This is a genomic window from Halomonas garicola (assembly GCF_055382465.1).
On sequence record NZ_AP043931.1, the window covers coordinates 661,767 to 676,002 of the forward strand.

At 65.8% G+C, this 14,236-nt stretch carries 13 protein-coding genes; 7 read left to right on the top strand and 6 right to left on the bottom strand.

Features of this window, described 5'->3' with window-relative positions:
• Nucleotides 1-203: 203 nt before the first annotated feature.
• The 5 genes from ACZ46Y_RS03455 to ACZ46Y_RS03475 form a co-directional block, all read right to left on the bottom strand.
• Nucleotides 204-3,050, bottom strand: a complete 2,847-nt coding sequence (locus ACZ46Y_RS03455) for a valine--tRNA ligase (RefSeq protein WP_311954167.1) — start codon at nucleotides 3,048-3,050, stop codon at nucleotides 204-206.
• Between the two features lie 102 nt (nucleotides 3,051-3,152).
• The gene (locus ACZ46Y_RS03460) at nucleotides 3,153-4,352 is read right to left on the bottom strand and encodes an MFS transporter (protein WP_311954169.1); all 1,200 of its coding nucleotides are present in this window, start codon (nucleotides 4,350-4,352) and stop codon (nucleotides 3,153-3,155) included.
• A 42-nt stretch (nucleotides 4,353-4,394) separates the two neighbouring features.
• Nucleotides 4,395-4,826 carry a DNA polymerase III subunit chi gene (locus tag ACZ46Y_RS03465; protein WP_311954172.1) on the bottom strand — a complete coding sequence of 144 codons (432 nt, stop codon included), beginning with the start codon at nucleotides 4,824-4,826 and terminating at the stop codon, nucleotides 4,395-4,397.
• A gap of 23 nt (nucleotides 4,827-4,849) precedes the next feature.
• On the bottom strand, nucleotides 4,850-5,929 hold the full coding sequence (locus ACZ46Y_RS03470; protein WP_376717575.1) for a branched-chain amino acid aminotransferase: 1,080 nt from the start codon (nucleotides 5,927-5,929) through the stop codon (nucleotides 4,850-4,852).
• A gap of 159 nt (nucleotides 5,930-6,088) precedes the next feature.
• Nucleotides 6,089-7,609 carry a leucyl aminopeptidase gene (locus ACZ46Y_RS03475; protein ID WP_311954178.1) on the bottom strand — a complete coding sequence of 507 codons (1,521 nt, stop codon included), beginning with the start codon at nucleotides 7,607-7,609 and terminating at the stop codon, nucleotides 6,089-6,091.
• Between the two features lie 108 nt (nucleotides 7,610-7,717).
• Between ACZ46Y_RS03475 and lptF the strand changes: the two genes are divergently transcribed.
• The 5 genes from lptF to bfr all read left to right on the top strand — a co-directional run bounded on the left by lptF (nucleotide 7,718) and on the right by bfr (nucleotide 11,469).
• Nucleotides 7,718-8,794, top strand: coding sequence for an LPS export ABC transporter permease LptF (gene lptF, locus ACZ46Y_RS03480; RefSeq protein WP_311954181.1), 1,077 nt, complete (start codon nucleotides 7,718-7,720; stop codon nucleotides 8,792-8,794).
• Entirely contained in the window at nucleotides 8,794-9,858 is a 1,065-nt protein-coding gene (lptG, locus tag ACZ46Y_RS03485) for an LPS export ABC transporter permease LptG (RefSeq protein WP_311954183.1), read from the top strand. The genes lptF and lptG overlap by 1 nt, the downstream gene beginning before the upstream one ends.
• A 29-nt stretch (nucleotides 9,859-9,887) precedes the next feature.
• Complete coding sequence (locus ACZ46Y_RS03490) at nucleotides 9,888-10,448, top strand: RDD family protein (protein ID WP_311954186.1); 561 nt, start codon at nucleotides 9,888-9,890, stop codon at nucleotides 10,446-10,448.
• Nucleotides 10,449-10,538: 90 nt separating this feature from the next.
• Nucleotides 10,539-10,745 (top strand): (2Fe-2S)-binding protein, encoded by a 207-nt coding sequence (locus tag ACZ46Y_RS03495; RefSeq protein ID WP_311954188.1) that lies wholly within the window; start codon nucleotides 10,539-10,541, stop codon nucleotides 10,743-10,745.
• 238 nt (nucleotides 10,746-10,983) lie between these two features.
• On the top strand, nucleotides 10,984-11,469 hold the full coding sequence (gene bfr, locus ACZ46Y_RS03500; protein ID WP_311884627.1) for a bacterioferritin: 486 nt from the start codon (nucleotides 10,984-10,986) through the stop codon (nucleotides 11,467-11,469).
• 127 nt (nucleotides 11,470-11,596) lie between these two features.
• Here bfr and sodC read toward each other — a convergent pair whose 3' ends face one another.
• Nucleotides 11,597-12,130, bottom strand: coding sequence for a superoxide dismutase [Cu-Zn] SodC (sodC, locus tag ACZ46Y_RS03505; RefSeq protein ID WP_311954191.1), 534 nt, complete (start codon nucleotides 12,128-12,130; stop codon nucleotides 11,597-11,599).
• A gap of 185 nt (nucleotides 12,131-12,315) precedes the next feature.
• Here sodC and ACZ46Y_RS03510 point away from each other — a divergent pair, with 185 nt between their 5' ends.
• Nucleotides 12,316-13,389, top strand: a complete 1,074-nt coding sequence (locus ACZ46Y_RS03510) for an alpha/beta hydrolase (protein WP_311954194.1) — start codon at nucleotides 12,316-12,318, stop codon at nucleotides 13,387-13,389.
• Between the two features lie 72 nt (nucleotides 13,390-13,461).
• Nucleotides 13,462-14,229 carry a pseudouridine synthase gene (locus tag ACZ46Y_RS03515; protein WP_311954196.1) on the top strand — a complete coding sequence of 256 codons (768 nt, stop codon included), beginning with the start codon at nucleotides 13,462-13,464 and terminating at the stop codon, nucleotides 14,227-14,229.
• The last annotated feature ends 7 nt before the right edge of the window (nucleotides 14,230-14,236 follow it).

Below are 14,236 nucleotides of genomic sequence, written 5' to 3' on the forward strand. Positions count from 1 at the left end.
TTGAGCGTGTCCGGCGAGGCTTTTATGGCTTGACGATTATGATACAAGAGTTGCACATAGTATACACGCTGAGGCGCCGGGCGGCGCCCGGGCTTTCAACGCTTTCGTCACGGCGCCGCCGAAAGCGCCACCCGTTGGCTCGGGGGACGGTAAAACGCCCGCGCGGAGCGGGCGTTGTGCCTGGGCAGCTGTGGCCGAGAGGGTTAGAGCGAGTCGATTTTCTGCCGCTGCTCTTCCAGCAGAGCCCGGGCGGCGCGCACCTCGGCGAGCTTGCCGCGCTCCTTTTCCACCACGGCTTCGGGGGCCTTGGCGATAAAGCCCTCGTTGCCGAGCTTTTTCTCGATGCCGTCGATCTGCTTGTTCTGCCTGGCGATTTCCTTGTCCAGCCGAGCAAGCTCGGCGTCCTTGTCGATGAGCCCGGCCATGGGCACCAGCACCTCCATGTGGCCTACCAGCTGGGTGGCACAAAGCGGCGCGTCGTCGGGGTTGTCAAGCCAGGTGGCGCTTGAAAGCTTGGCCAGCTTCATCAGAAACGGCCGGTTTTGCTCAAGCCGCGCGGCGTCTTCGGCGCGTCCCTTGGTCAGCAGTACGTCGATCTGCCGGCCCGGGGCGATGTTCATCTCGGCGCGGACGTTGCGCACCGCGACGATCACGCCCTTGAGCCATTCGATGTCCCGCGCGGCGGCGTCATCGATCAGGCCCTCGTCGGCCTCGGGCCAGGCCTTGGCCATGATGGAATCGCCGTCGCCTGAGTGGGTGCCGGCGAGCGGGGCCACGCGCTGCCAGATCTCTTCGGAGATGTAGGGCATCATCGGGTGCGCCAGGCGCAGCACGGCTTCGAGCACGCGCACCAGCGTCTGGCGGGTGCCGCGCTTGGCCTCAATACTTTCCTGTTCACCCCAAAGTACCGGCTTGGACAGCTCCAGGTACCAGTCGCAGTACTCGTTCCAGACGAAGTCGTAAAGCGCCTGGGAGGCGTGGTCGAAGCGGTAGTCGTCGATGTAGCGGGTGACGCTGGCCGTGGTTTTTTGCAGCGCCGAGAGAATCCAGCGGTCGGCCAGCGACAGCGTCACTTCACCGCCATCCACGCCGCAGTCTTCGCCGTCGGCGTTCATCAGCACGTAGCGCGAGGCGTTCCACAGCTTGTTGCAGAAGTTGCGGTAGCCGTCGAGACGGCTCATGTCGAACTTGATGTCGCGCCCGGTGGTCGCCTGGGAGAGGAAGGTAAAGCGCAGCGCGTCGGTGCCGTGGGGCTCGATGCCGTCCTTGAACTCGGCCCGGGTAGCCTTGGCGATGGCTTTGGCCTTCTGCGGCTGCATCATGTTGCCGGTGCGCTTTTCAACGAGCTCGTCGAGGCTGATGCCGTCGATCAGGTCGATGGGGTCGAGCACGTTGCCCTTGGACTTGGACATCTTGTTGCCCTGGCCGTCGCGCACCAGGCCATGGACGTAGACCGTCTTGAACGGCACTTCGCCGGTGAACCTGAGCGTCATCATGATCATCCGCGCGACCCAGAAGAAGATGATGTCAAAGCCCGTGACCAGCACGCTGGTAGGGTGGAAGGTGGCAAGCTCCGGCGTCTGCTCGGGCCAGCCAAGCGTGCCGAAGGTCCACAGCGCCGAGCTGAACCAGGTGTCGAGCACGTCGTCGTCCTGGGTCAGGGTGACATCGGCGGCGATGCCGTGCTTCTCCCGGGCTTCGGCCTCGGTGCGGGCGACAAAGACGCGGCCGCTTTCGTCGTACCAGGCGGGAATACGGTGGCCCCACCACAGCTGGCGGGAGATGCACCAGTCCTGCAGGTCGCGCATCCACGAGAAGTACATGTTCTCGTAGTTCTTGGGCACAAACTCGATATCGCCGTCTTCCACCGCCTTGATGGCGGGCTTGGCAAGCTCCTCCACGGCGACAAACCACTGGTCGGTCAAAAGCGGCTCGATAAGGTCGCCGGAGCGGTCCCCAAAGGGCAGGGTGTTGCTGACGGTTTCGACTTCCTGCAGAAGGCCCGCGGCGTCCATGTCGGCGACGATCCGCTTGCGTGCCTCGAAGCGGTCGAGCCCGGCGTATTTGGCCGGCAGGCTTGAGTCTTCGCCGGGCTGGATTTGCCCCTTGAGATCGTAGATCTCGGCGCGCTCAAGGACGGTGGCGTCCTGGGAGAAAACGTTGATCAAAAGATGCCCCTGGCGCTTGCCGACTTCGTAGTCGTTGAAGTCATGGGCCGGAGTGATCTTCACGCAGCCCAAGCCCTTGTCCATGTCGGCGTGCTCGTCGGCGACGATGGGGATGCGCCGGCCCACCAGCGGGAGCTCGACGAACTTGCCCACCAGCGAGGCGTAGCGCGGGTCTTCCGGGTTGACCGCCACGCCGGTGTCACCCAGCAGCGTTTCCGGGCGGGTGGTGGCAACGACGAGATGGTCCTGACCGGCGTCGGTTTTGACGCCGTCGGCCAGCGGGTAGCGGAAGTGCCAGAAGCTGCCCTGCTGGTCGCGGTTTTCCACTTCCAGGTCGGAAATCGCGGTGTGTAGGGTGGGGTCCCAGTTGACCAGCCGCTTGCCGCGGTAGATCAGGTTGTCCTCGTGCAGGCGAACGAAGACTTCCTGGACGGCCTGGTAGAAGCCGTCGTCCATGGTGAAGCGCTCCCGGGACCAGTCCACGCTTGCACCCATGCGGCGCAGCTGGCGGGTAATGTGGCCGCCGGACTCTTTCTTCCACTCCCAGACCTTGTTCATGAAGGCGTCGCGGCCGAGGTCGTGGCGGGTCTTGCCTTCCTCGGCGGCGAGCTTGCGCTCGACCAGCATTTGCGTGGCGATGCCGGCGTGGTCGGTGCCGATCTGCCACAGGGTGTTGTTACCCTGCATGCGCTTGTAGCGGGCCAGGGTATCCATGATGGTGTCCTGGAAGGCGTGGCCCATGTGCAGGCTGCCGGTGATGTTGGGCGGCGGGATCATCATGGAAAACGGCGTGCCCCTGCCGGAGGGCGCAAAGCGGTTGTCGGCTTCCCAGCGCTGATACCAGCGGGTTTCGATGCTTTCGGGTTGGTAGGTCTTTTCCATGGGTTCACTCATAGCAAGGATGCCGCGCCGGGGCATCGCATTGATGTTGTGGGGCAGCAGGCGAAAAATGGCGTCGAGTATAACCCCTGAGGCCGTCCGGCGTCAGGCCTCGCCCCCGCGGCAGTGGCTTCCCGGCCGGCGGGCGCTGCCGCCCATAGCGAGAAGCCCGAACGCCGGGCCGGGCAATAGCCACCAGAGCACGGCCGGGCCGTGATCGGCCCACTGCGTCGTGACCAGCGCGATGGCGGGGATGGTCAGGGCAAAGCCGATGGCGTTCATCCCGGCAAGGGCCGCACCCAGCCGCTCCGGCGGGGCGCTTTGGGAGGCCAGCGCGGAAAACTGCGCCGAGTCGGCAATCACGCTGATCCCCCAGACGCCGAGCAGCGCGATCAGCAAAAGCGGCGGGGCGCTGCCCAGAAGCGGATAGCTCAGGCACAGCGCGCCGGAGGTGGCCAGCGCCGCGCGGGCGACCGCCGGACTGCCGTAGCGGCGGCTGGCCCGGCCGGCCAGAATGCACCCCGGGGTGCCCAGAGCCATAACGGCGAAGCTGAGCCAGGCCACGCCCGCCAGCGGAGCGTCAAGGCGCTCAAGCTCCCGGGTGACGAGCAGCGGCACCAGCGCCCAGAAGCCGTAAAGCTCCCAGGAGTGGCCAAAGTAGCCCAGCGCCGCGGCGCGAAAAGGGCGCTGCTTGAAGGCGCGCGCGCCGGCCCAGGGCGGCCCGGCGGGCGCCTTTTCCGGTAGGTGCGGCCCCACGCCCAGCGCCAGGATGAGCGCGGCGGCGACCACCGCCAGCAGCGAGGCCAGCAGCAGCGGCCACTGCCAGGGGAGAGCCAACGTGAGCCCGCGCAGCAGGTGCGGCGAGGCGGTGCCCAGGGTGAGCATGCCGACCAGCCAGCCCAGCGCGGCACCCGCCTGGCGGGGCGTCCAGCTGACCACCAGCTTCATGCCCAGCGGGTAGATGCCAGCCAGGCACAGCCCGGTGAGAAAGCGCAGCAGCACGCCGAGCGCCAGCTGGTGGGCGGTGAGGATAAAAGCACCGTTGACCAGCGCGCCGGCAAGCGCGGCGCTGGCGAAGAGGCGGCTGGCGCGCACCCGGTCGGCAAGGCCCGTGGTGGCAATGGCGAGGGTGCCGCTAATAAAGCCCGCCTGCACCGCAATGGTCAAAAGCCCCAGGTCGCCGTCGGTGAATTCCGCGGCCCATTTCAGCGCCTCGCCGACGCCGTTGACGCTGAACCACAGCGAGGTGCCGAAGAGCTGGGCGATGACGATGGTCACCAGCGGAAAGCGAGCAAGCCGCAGCATAGGTTCACCGCAAAGAAAAGCGAATGGCGTCCCAGCCGGCCGTTAGCCCAGCTGGTGCGGTACCACCTCGTGGCCCAGCGCCTTGTAGCGCTGCCAGCAGGCGCGCTTGGCCATGAGCACGGCCTGGTGCTGGTTGATGATCTCGGCCACCCGGGCGTAGCGCTCGAAGCCCTCGGGAATATCCGGGTGCAGGTTTAAAAGCGCCGTTTCTCCCTTGGGGGCGGGCAGGTTGCCCCACCCCAGGGTGACCGGCACCTCTGCCGCCATTTCGCTGTCTTCCAGCGCGTGGGGCAGGTAGGCGTCCGGGCGAAAGTCCCACAGCGCGGCGTCGGCCTGCTCGGCAAGGGCGCGGTCTTCGCAGTGCAGGTGCAGCCGGTAGCCTCGGCGCCAGATAGTATCCGAAAGCTTGCAGGCAAACGCCAGCCGCGCGTCCAGGGTGGTGTCCGGCAGAATGTAGAAGTCGATACGCGCCATAGGGGCTCCTGCGCTGCCGGCGCTTATACCAGCCGGGTCAGCCAGCCGCGGGTGTCTTCGCTCCGACCGTACTGCAGGTTCAGCAGCTGGGTGCGCAGGCGCTTGGCCACGGCGTTGTCGCCGCCGGCGGTCAGGCGGATGCGCTCGTGCTCGGTAACCAGCTCGCTGACCGGGGTAATCACCGCCGCCGTGCCGCAGGCAAAGACCTCGGTAATCTCGCCGGACTCGGCGCCTTCGCGCCATTCGTCGAGACTCACCGGGCGCTCTTCCGGGGTCAGGCCCTCGTCCCGGGCAAGGGTCAGCACCGAGTCCCGGGTGACGCCTTCGAGGATGGTATCGGTCAGGCGCGGGGTCACCAGGCGGCCGTCGCTGAAGACGAAAAACAGGTTCATGCCGCCCAGCTCTTCGATCCAGCGGTTCTCCGCGGCGTCGAGAAACGCCACCTGGCTGCAGCCCTGGGCTTCGGCCTGCTTTTGCGCGGCGAGCGAGGCGGCGTAGTTGCCGCCGCACTTGGCAAAGCCGGTGCCGCCCGGGGCGGCGCGCTTAAAGTGGCTGGAAAGCCAGATCGACACCGGCTCCACGCCGCCCTTGAAGTAGGCCGCCGCCGGCGAGGCGATGACGTAGAAGTCCACTTCGTGGGAGGGGCGCACGCCGAGAAACGCTTCGGTAGCGATCATGAACGGGCGCAGGTAAAGGCTGCACTCGTCGGCGGCGTCGGCCGGGGTGGGCACCCAGGCGTGATCCTGGGCGAGCAGCGCCTTGAGCGCGCCGATAAAGTCGTCGTCGGAGAGCTCCGGCAGCGCCAGGCGGCGGGCGCTTTTGCGAAAGCGCTCGGCGTTTTTCTCCGGGCGGAAGGTCCACACCGAGCCGTCGGCGTGGCGGTAGGCCTTGATGCCTTCGAAGATTTCCTGGCCGTAGTGCAGCACCGCGGCGGCCGGGTCCAGGGTCAGCGGGCCGTAGGGAGAAATGCCGTGGGCGTGCCAGCCGGCCTCCAGCGTCCAGCGGATGTGCGCCATATGATCGCTGAAGTGGGTGCCGAACCCCGGGGCCTGAAGAATGCTGTCGCGGACGTTGTCGGGCACGGGCTGGTTGGACGGTACCAGTTGAAAGGCGTCGGCAGGATATGAGTCTGAAGGCACGGGCGTGTTCTCCGCTGAAAACCAGCGCGGGGCTGGCGGATAAAAGACGGGCGTAAAACCGGAGTGAAAAGCCGGCGCGGGCTTGCCGGCACAGAGGACCGGCAAGCCCTGGGGCTTTCCATGTTAGCGCTCGACGTCTTCCACGTCAGCCTCGTTTTGCCGATCCAGCAGGTACTGGGTCAAAAGCCCGACCGGGCGGCCGGTGGCGCCTTTCTGCTTGCCGGAGTGCCAGGCGGTGCCGGCGATGTCCAGGTGCGCCCAGGGGTAGCTTTGGGTGAAGCGCGAGAGAAAGCACCCTGCGGTAATGGTGCCCGCCGGCTTGCCGCCGATGTTGGCCAGGTCGGCGAAGTTGGAGTCCAGCTGCTCCTGGTATTCGTCCCACAGCGGCAGGTGCCAGGCGCGGTCCCAGGCGGTTTCCCCGGCGTCGAGCACGTCCAGGGCGACGTCGTCGTCGTTGGCCAGAAGCCCGCTGGCGTGGTGGCCAAGGCCGATGATCGCCGCGCCGGTGAGGGTGGCGATGTCCACGACGCTTGCCGGCTCAAAGCGTTCGGCGTAGGTCAGGGCGTCGCACAGCGCCAGGCGGCCTTCGGCGTCGGTATTGAGCACTTCGACGGTGAGCCCCTTGAGGGTGGTGACGATGTCGCCGGGCTTGGTGGCCGCGCTGCCGGGCATGTTTTCCGCCGCGGCGACGATGAACACGAGGTTCATGGCGGGGCGAATGCCGAGCATGGCTTTGGCCGTGCCGAATACGCTTGCCGCACCGCCCATGTCGAATTTCATTTCGTCCATGCCGGCGCCGGGCTTGAGCGAAATGCCGCCGGAGTCGAAGGTGATGCCCTTGCCTACCAGCACGTGGGGCGCCTCGTCAGGGTTGTCGGCGCCCCGATAGTGCATCACGATCAGCCGCGTAGGCTCGACGCTGCCGCGCCCCACCGAAAGCAGCGATCCGGCGCCGAGGGCCTCAAGGGCGTCTTCGTCGAGGATCTCGGCGGTGAGCGCGCCGTCGGACTCGGCCGCCAGGGCTTCAGCCTCGGCGGCCAGGTAGCGCGGCGTGCAGACGTTGCCGGGCAGGTTGGCAAGCGTGCGGGTATGGTTGATGCCTTCGCCAATGGCGCGGCCGATGGCCGCTCCCTGTTCGATGAGCGCGGCTTCGTCGCTGTCCCGGGCGCAGAGCGCGACCCGTTCAAGAACGGGAGACTCGGCCGGCGACGTCTTGAAGCGGTCGAAGCGGTAGCCGGCGCCGAGCACGGCCTCGAGCACCTTGCGCGCTTTCCAGGCGCTGTCGCGCTCGTCGAGCGGCACGTCGGCAAAGGCGATCACGGCGTCGTCGGCGGGCAGCTTGATCAACGCTTCGCTGGCGGCGTCCAGCGCCTTGAGGAAGGCCGCTTCCCGGCAGTCTTTCCGCTCGCCGAGACCCACCAGCATCAGCCGCTCGGTGCAAAGGCCGGGGGCGAAAGGCACCATCAGCACGTTGCCCAGGGCCGCGTCGAAGTCGCCGCGCTCCATCAGCTGGCCAATCAGCCGCTCGCTGGCGTCGTCCAGCCTGGCGGCGGCGGGCAGCAGCTCGCCGTCCTTAAACACCGGGACGACGACGCAGGCGGTTTCGGCTTTGGCGGGGTTGGCGGTCTGAACGGAAAATTGCATGGCGTCTCCAAACAAGACAAGCATCGAGAGATTCAGGATAATGCCCGCCAGTGTACCCAAGCCGTGGGCGCATTGCATGGCATCCCGCAAGACTGGCCGGAGATCACGTTGATTTTATTTCGCTATCTGACCCGTGAAGTGCTGCTCACCATGTCGGCAGTGGCCGGCGTTTTGCTGCTGGTGGTCATGGGCGGGCGCTTTATCCGCTATTTTGGCAAGGCGGCAGAGGGCGACTTCCCGGTGACGGTGCTTGGCAATCTGATGCTCTTTCATCTGCCGGGGTTCATGGAGCTGGTGCTGCCGCTGGCGTTTTTTCTGGGGATACTGCTGGCCTACGGCCAGCTTTACATGAACAGCGAAATCACCGTCATGGTGGCCTGCGGGGTAAGCCCGGGGAAGCTTTTACAGATTACCCTGCTGCCCTCGCTGCTGGTGGCCCTGCTGGTGGGCCTGTGCAGTATCTGGCTGACGCCCTGGGGCAGCATGCTCAACGAGGAAGTGATTCAGGAGCAGCGCAGCCGGCTGGATGCCTCGATACTGGCGCCGGGCCGCTTTCAGAACTTCGGCCAGGGGCGCACGGCCTACATCAGCGGCTTTTCCCGGGACGGCCAGCAGATGCAGAACGTGTTCGTCCATCAGCTCGGCAGCCGCGGCGAAGAGGTGCCCAACTACGTGACCCGGGCCGAGCAGGGCCATCAGGAGGTGCGCGACGAGACCGGCAGCCGCTTTCTGGTGCTGGAAAGCGGCGATCGCTTTGGCGTGACGCCGGGTGAGCACCAGGCCGAACACCTGGCCTTTGAGCGCTATACCATCCGGCTGGGGGTAAGCGGCGATCGTCAGGAGCTGGATGCGGCGGAGTTTCAGAGCACCGCCTCGCTGTGGCAAAGCGGCGAGCCCGAGGCCATGGCCCAATGGCAGTGGCGCATGGGCGTGCCGCTGATGGTCTTCGTGCTGGGGCTGATCGCCCAGCCGCTTTCCCGGGTCAACCCCCGCCAGGGGCGCTTTGCCAAACTGCTGCCGGCGGTGTTTCTGTATGTCGCTTATCTTAGCTTATTGCTGGCTGCGGTGGACGCCGTGGGTAACGCAACCCTGCCCGCCGCGATTGGCGTCTGGCCGGTTCACGGCGCCTTTCTGGCGCTGGGGCTGGGGCTTTTATGGCGTTCGCAACGCAAGGGGATGCGCTAATGCTGATGGATCGTCTGGACCGCTATATCGCACGCAACGTGCTGGCCTCCATTCTGGTGGTGCAGGTCGTATTGCTGGGGCTTGACCTGATCATCGCCTATATCGACGACCTGGACGACGTCCAGGGCGCCTACTCAAGCCTGGACGTGCTTTTGTATCTGAGCATGCGCCTGCCCTGGCGGTTTTACCAGTACGCCCCGGTGGCGGTGCTGATCGGCGCGCTGATCGGCCTTGGCAGCATGGCCTCGAGCAACGAGCTGACCGTGATGCGCGCCGCCGGGCGTTCGCTATCGCGCATTGTCTGGGGCGTGATGAAGCCGGTGCTGCTGGTGGTGGTGGCGGTGCTGCTGGTGGCGGAGTTCGTCAGCCCGCGCACCGAGCAGTTTGCCGAGGCCTGGCAGTTCGAGCAGCGCCGGGGCGAGGGCGCGCTGCTGACCAGCCGCAGCGCCTGGCAGATCGAGGAGGACAGCATTTATCGCTTCGGGGCCATCCGTGCCGACAACGTGGTGCTCGACCTGCTGCGCTACCGCTTTGACGACCGCCAGCTGGTCGAGGCGTCCTACGCCGAGCGCGCCTACTGGGAAAACGGCGAGTGGCGCCTGAGCAACGTCTCGACCACGCGGTTTTATCCCGACCATACCGAGGCCGCTAACCGCTCAAGCGAGCGCTGGGAGACCGCGCTCACGCCCAAGCAGCTTGAGCGACTGCTGCGCGACGTCGAAAGCCAGTCGCCAAGCGAGCTCTATGCCTATGCGCAGTTTCTCGAGTCCCAGGGGCGCAGCGCCGAGCAGCCGCTTTTGTACTTTTGGCAGAAAATGCTGCTGCCGCTGACTATGGGGTCGCTGGTGCTGATCGCGGCCTCCTTCGTGTTTGGCCCGCTGCGCACCGTAGCCGCCGGCACCCGGGTGTTTTACGGCGTGATTACCGGGCTTTTGTTCAAATATACCCAGGACCTGCTCGCCCCGGCGTCGACCATCTTCGGCTTTTCGCCGGTATGGGCGGTGCTGGTGCCCATTCTGGCCTGCGCGGCGGCGGGGCTTTTCCTTTTGCGCCGCAACGGCTGAGGCGACGCCACGTTTTTCGAGAGAGACCCATGACCCAACGACGTTTTACCCAGCTGGATAGCGTAACCCCGGCGACGCTGCCCCGGCGGCTGGCGGCGATGCTTTACGACGGCTTTCTGGTGCTCGCCATCTGGCTGCTGGTCACGGTGGCGCACACGGCTTTCATGCGCTTCGTGCTCGGCCGCAGCGCCGAAAGCATCGGCACCGGAAGCCTGGCTGTGGCAACGCTGCGGCTGCTGCTGGTGTGCTCGACGGCGGCATTTTTTGCCTACTGCTGGCGCCGGGGGGGGATGACCCTGGGGATGCAGGCCTGGCGGCTCCGGGTGCAGGACGCCCAGGGAGCGCCGATCAGCCTGGCTCAGAGCCTGATCCGCTGCATGGCGGCCTGGGTGTCGCTTGCCGCGCTGGGGCTCGGGTACTGGTGGGTGCTGTTTGACCCCCAGAAAAGGAGCTGGCCGGATATCGCTTCCGGGACGCAAACGGTGGTGCTGCCCAAGAAAGGGCAGGGCGAGTCGCCGAGAAAGGCCGGCGGGCGGCGAAAAAAGCAGTGGCAGGCAGCGCAAAAGGGGCAGAACAACGGCGGAGGGTAAAAAGGCGGAGGGTAAAAATAAGAGCCGTTGCTATTGCGATTAACTATGGGAATCATTTACATTAACCTCGTGTATTGAGCGAGGTGTGCCATGTACGTTTGTATGTGCAAGGGAGTCACGGATCACCGGATCCGCCGTGAGGTCGATGACGGCGCGCGCAGCTGGCGGGAAGTCCGCGAAGCCACCGGCTGCGGCACCCAGTGCGGCAAGTGCGCCTGTACGGCCAAGGCCGTTACCCGTGAGGCGCTAAGCGATGCGCGGGCCGACGCCGACATGGGGCTGGCCTACGCCATTTGACAGTTGGGGGCGCTGATCCCGACGCCCTGTGACGCGAATCTTTCTTGTTTTTGTTGCCTTTAGCAACATTTTGATTTAGTTGAGTTTTCGTTATTTTAGCCTATACTCTCGGCATCTCCGGGAGTAGGCTTGTTGCGCCCTGTCTCCTGGTTGCTTAAGCCTTGACGGCGGTGTCATGCTCCGTCAGGCGCGTTATCGACGGCGTTATGACCTGCAACGTTCAACCAAGAGGTGTGTCATGAAAGGCGATCCGAAAGTTATCGAACATTTGAACATTGCGCTGGGCAATGAGCTGGTAGCGATCAACCAGTACTTCCTGCACGCCAAGATGTACAAGGACTGGGGCCTCAAGGCGCTGGCCAAGTGGGAGTACGACGAGTCCATCGAAGAGATGCAGCACGCCGACAAGCTGATCGAGCGCATCCTCTTCCTCGAAGGCATCCCCAACCTTCAGGACCTGGGCAAGCTTTACATCGGCGAGAACGTCAAGGAAATGCTCGAGAGCGATCTCAAGATCGAGCACGACGGTCGCCGCGATTACATCGAAGCGATTACCTACGCTGAAAGCGTCAAGGACTACGTTAGCCGCGATCTGCTGCGCGACCTGCTGGCCGAAGAAGAAGACCACATCGACCACATCGAAACCGAGCTGCACCTGATCGAGCAGGTAGGTATCCAGAACTACCTGCAGCGCCAGATGCAGATGGCCGGCGACGAAGAGTAATTTTCTTTGCTGCGCTGCGCGCAGCAAAGGATCAAAAAAACGGGCAGGCCGCTATGGGGCCTGCCCGTTTTTGCGTAGTGCGACCGCCGGCGGGCCGGCGATGACGGCGTGAGTTACTGTTCTACGCTTACTGTTCCACTACGCCGCAGGCGACGCGGGAGCCGCCGCCGCCCAGATGGGGCTCGTCGGAGTAGTTATCGCCGCCTGCGTGGATCATCAGGCTGCGGCCGTCCATGTCGTCAAGGCTCAGGCGCGGTGCCAGGGTGGGCAGGTTGGCCTCGCCGCTGTCATCGACGGCGAGTGCCGGCAGGTCGCCCAGATGGCCGTCGCCGTAGGGGCCCTGGTGGGTCTCGGTGGATTCAGGATCGTAGTGGCCACCCGCCGCCAGCGCGGCAACGGTTTCGCCGTTGTCGTCTTCCTTGGGGTCACAGCTGGCGTTCTGGTGGACGTGAAAGCCGTGGATGCCGGCTTCCAGGCCTTCAAGTGAGGGCGTCAGCAGCAGGCCGTGATCGGTCTGCTCGAGGGTGACGGTGCCCATAGCGTCGCCAACGCCGTCGGCGCTGACGCTGTGAACGTCAACGTCGAGCGTATCGGCGGCGTGGGCCGAGGCAGCGAGCAGCAGCGATGCGGCAATACCGGTAAGCGGTGCAATGTAGCGCATGAGGTTACCTCCTTGCTGATAAAATACTGCCCGCAGGGGGCAGCGTTGGCTTGAAAGCCTGCTTCGAGCCTAGCAAAGTTTTGCTCCGTGACCCAATGCCGCACCGAAATGCCGGAGCCGGTTTCCCCCGGGCGAATCCCCCTGCGGCTGCCGGCGGTCCTGCCATTCAAGCAAACAGGTGCTCAATGTTCTGGCTGTATCTTACCCTGGCCGCGCTGGCTGGCCTGGCGGCGGTTGCCGCGCTTGCCACGCGGCTAACGTTTCGTTTGAAGGATCTGTCGGCGCTGGACCGGCAGGCGTATGCCGTCCGGCAGCAGTCGCCGGGCCCCGAGAATCAACGGGTGCGCGAGCTTGTCGAACAGGCGCACGGCGTCGCCAAAAGCCGCGCCGGGAAAGCCGGAATAGTGGCGCTGCGCGACCATATGGACGCGCTGAGCGATGACCTGGTGCTGCACTCGGCGCTGCGGCTTCAGGAAACGCCGAAAGGCGAATGGATGGTTGCCCCAGAGGCGGATACCCGGCGGCGAGTGCTGTATCTTCACGGCGGCGGCTGGACCGCCGGCAGCCCACGCAGCCACCGGGCGATCACCGATCGGCTGTCTCGGGCCACTCGGGCCGCGGTGTTCGCCGTGGACTACCGGCTGATGCCGGAGCACCGCTTCATGGACGGCGTGAAAGACTGCCGCGAGGCCTACCGCTGGCTGCTCGACAACGGCCCCGAGGGCGCCGCCGAGGCCGAATTCATGCTGGTCGCCGGCGACTCCGCCGGCGGCAGCCACACCCTGGGGCTGCTGGCCTGGCTGCGCGACAGCGGCCTGCGCCAGGCCGACGGCGCCGTGGCGTTTTCCCCCTCCACGGACCTGACGCTGACCGCGCCCAGCAACCGCCGCAATATTGCCACCGATTGGCTGCTGGGGCCGATGTTTGGCCGCTTCGCCAGGCTGCCCCGGCCGCTGGTGTGGTGGGCCGTACTGGCGCTGTTTCGCGTGTCGCCGACCCACCCTCAGGCGTCGCCGCTACGCGGTAGGCTGGCCGGCCTGCCGCCGACGCTGATTCAGGCAAGCGCCGACGAAATGCTCGTGGATAACGCCCGGCGCTACGCCGCCAGGGCTACCGCTGAGGGCTCGCCTGTCACGCTGCAGCTCTGGCCCGGCATGGTGCACGTCTGGCAGATTTTTGCCCCGCTGCTGCCCGAGGCCGACGAGGCCTTTGCCGAGGTGGCCGCCTTTGTCGCGCAGATGGAGGCGAAGCAGGCGTAGCTAGCCGCCGGCGCAGAGGTGACATCCGCTCGCCAAGCCGCGACAATAGCCCTCTGCTTTCCCGGAGTTGCCATGCCCTCGTTGACGCTGCTGTATCAGGACGAATACCTTGTTGCCGTGCACAAGCCGGCGGGGCTTTTGGTCCACCGCACGGCGCTGGCTCGGGGCGAGCGCGAGTTTTTGCTCCAGCGTCTGCGCGACCAGATCGGCCAGCGCGTCTACCCGGTGCACCGGCTGGACCGGCCGACGTCCGGGGTGATGGTGTTTGCGCTGACGTCAGACATCGCCGCGCGGCTGTGCGAGGCCTTTGCCGGGCAGCAACTCGACAAGCGCTATCTGGCGGTGGTGCGCGGGGTGGCCCCGGAGAGCGAGCGGCTGGACTACGCGCTGCGCGAGGAAAACGGCAGTCGCCCCAAGGCGGAAATGCCGGCGATGCCGGCGGTGACCGATATCACCCGGCTGGACAGCGTCGAGCTGCCGGTGCAGGTGGATCGCTACCCCCAGGCGCGCTATTCGCTGGTGGAGGCGCGGCCGCTGAGCGGGCGGCATCATCAGATCCGTCGGCACCTGTCTCGGCGCGGCTATCCGATCATCGGCGATACCAAGCACGGCAAAAGCGTGCACAACCGCTTTTTTGCCCGCCACCTGGAGGCGCCCCGGCTGCTGCTGGCGGCGACCCGGCTGGCGTTTGAACACCCGGTATTAAAGCAGCAGCTGATACTTGAGTGCGCCCTGGACGCCCCCATGGCCGCGCTGTTTGCGCACTTTGGCTGGGCCGGCCACCTGCCGGTTGACCGCCAGCGCCTGGCGCCGATACCGGCCCGCGACCTTCACGTTTAACGTCACT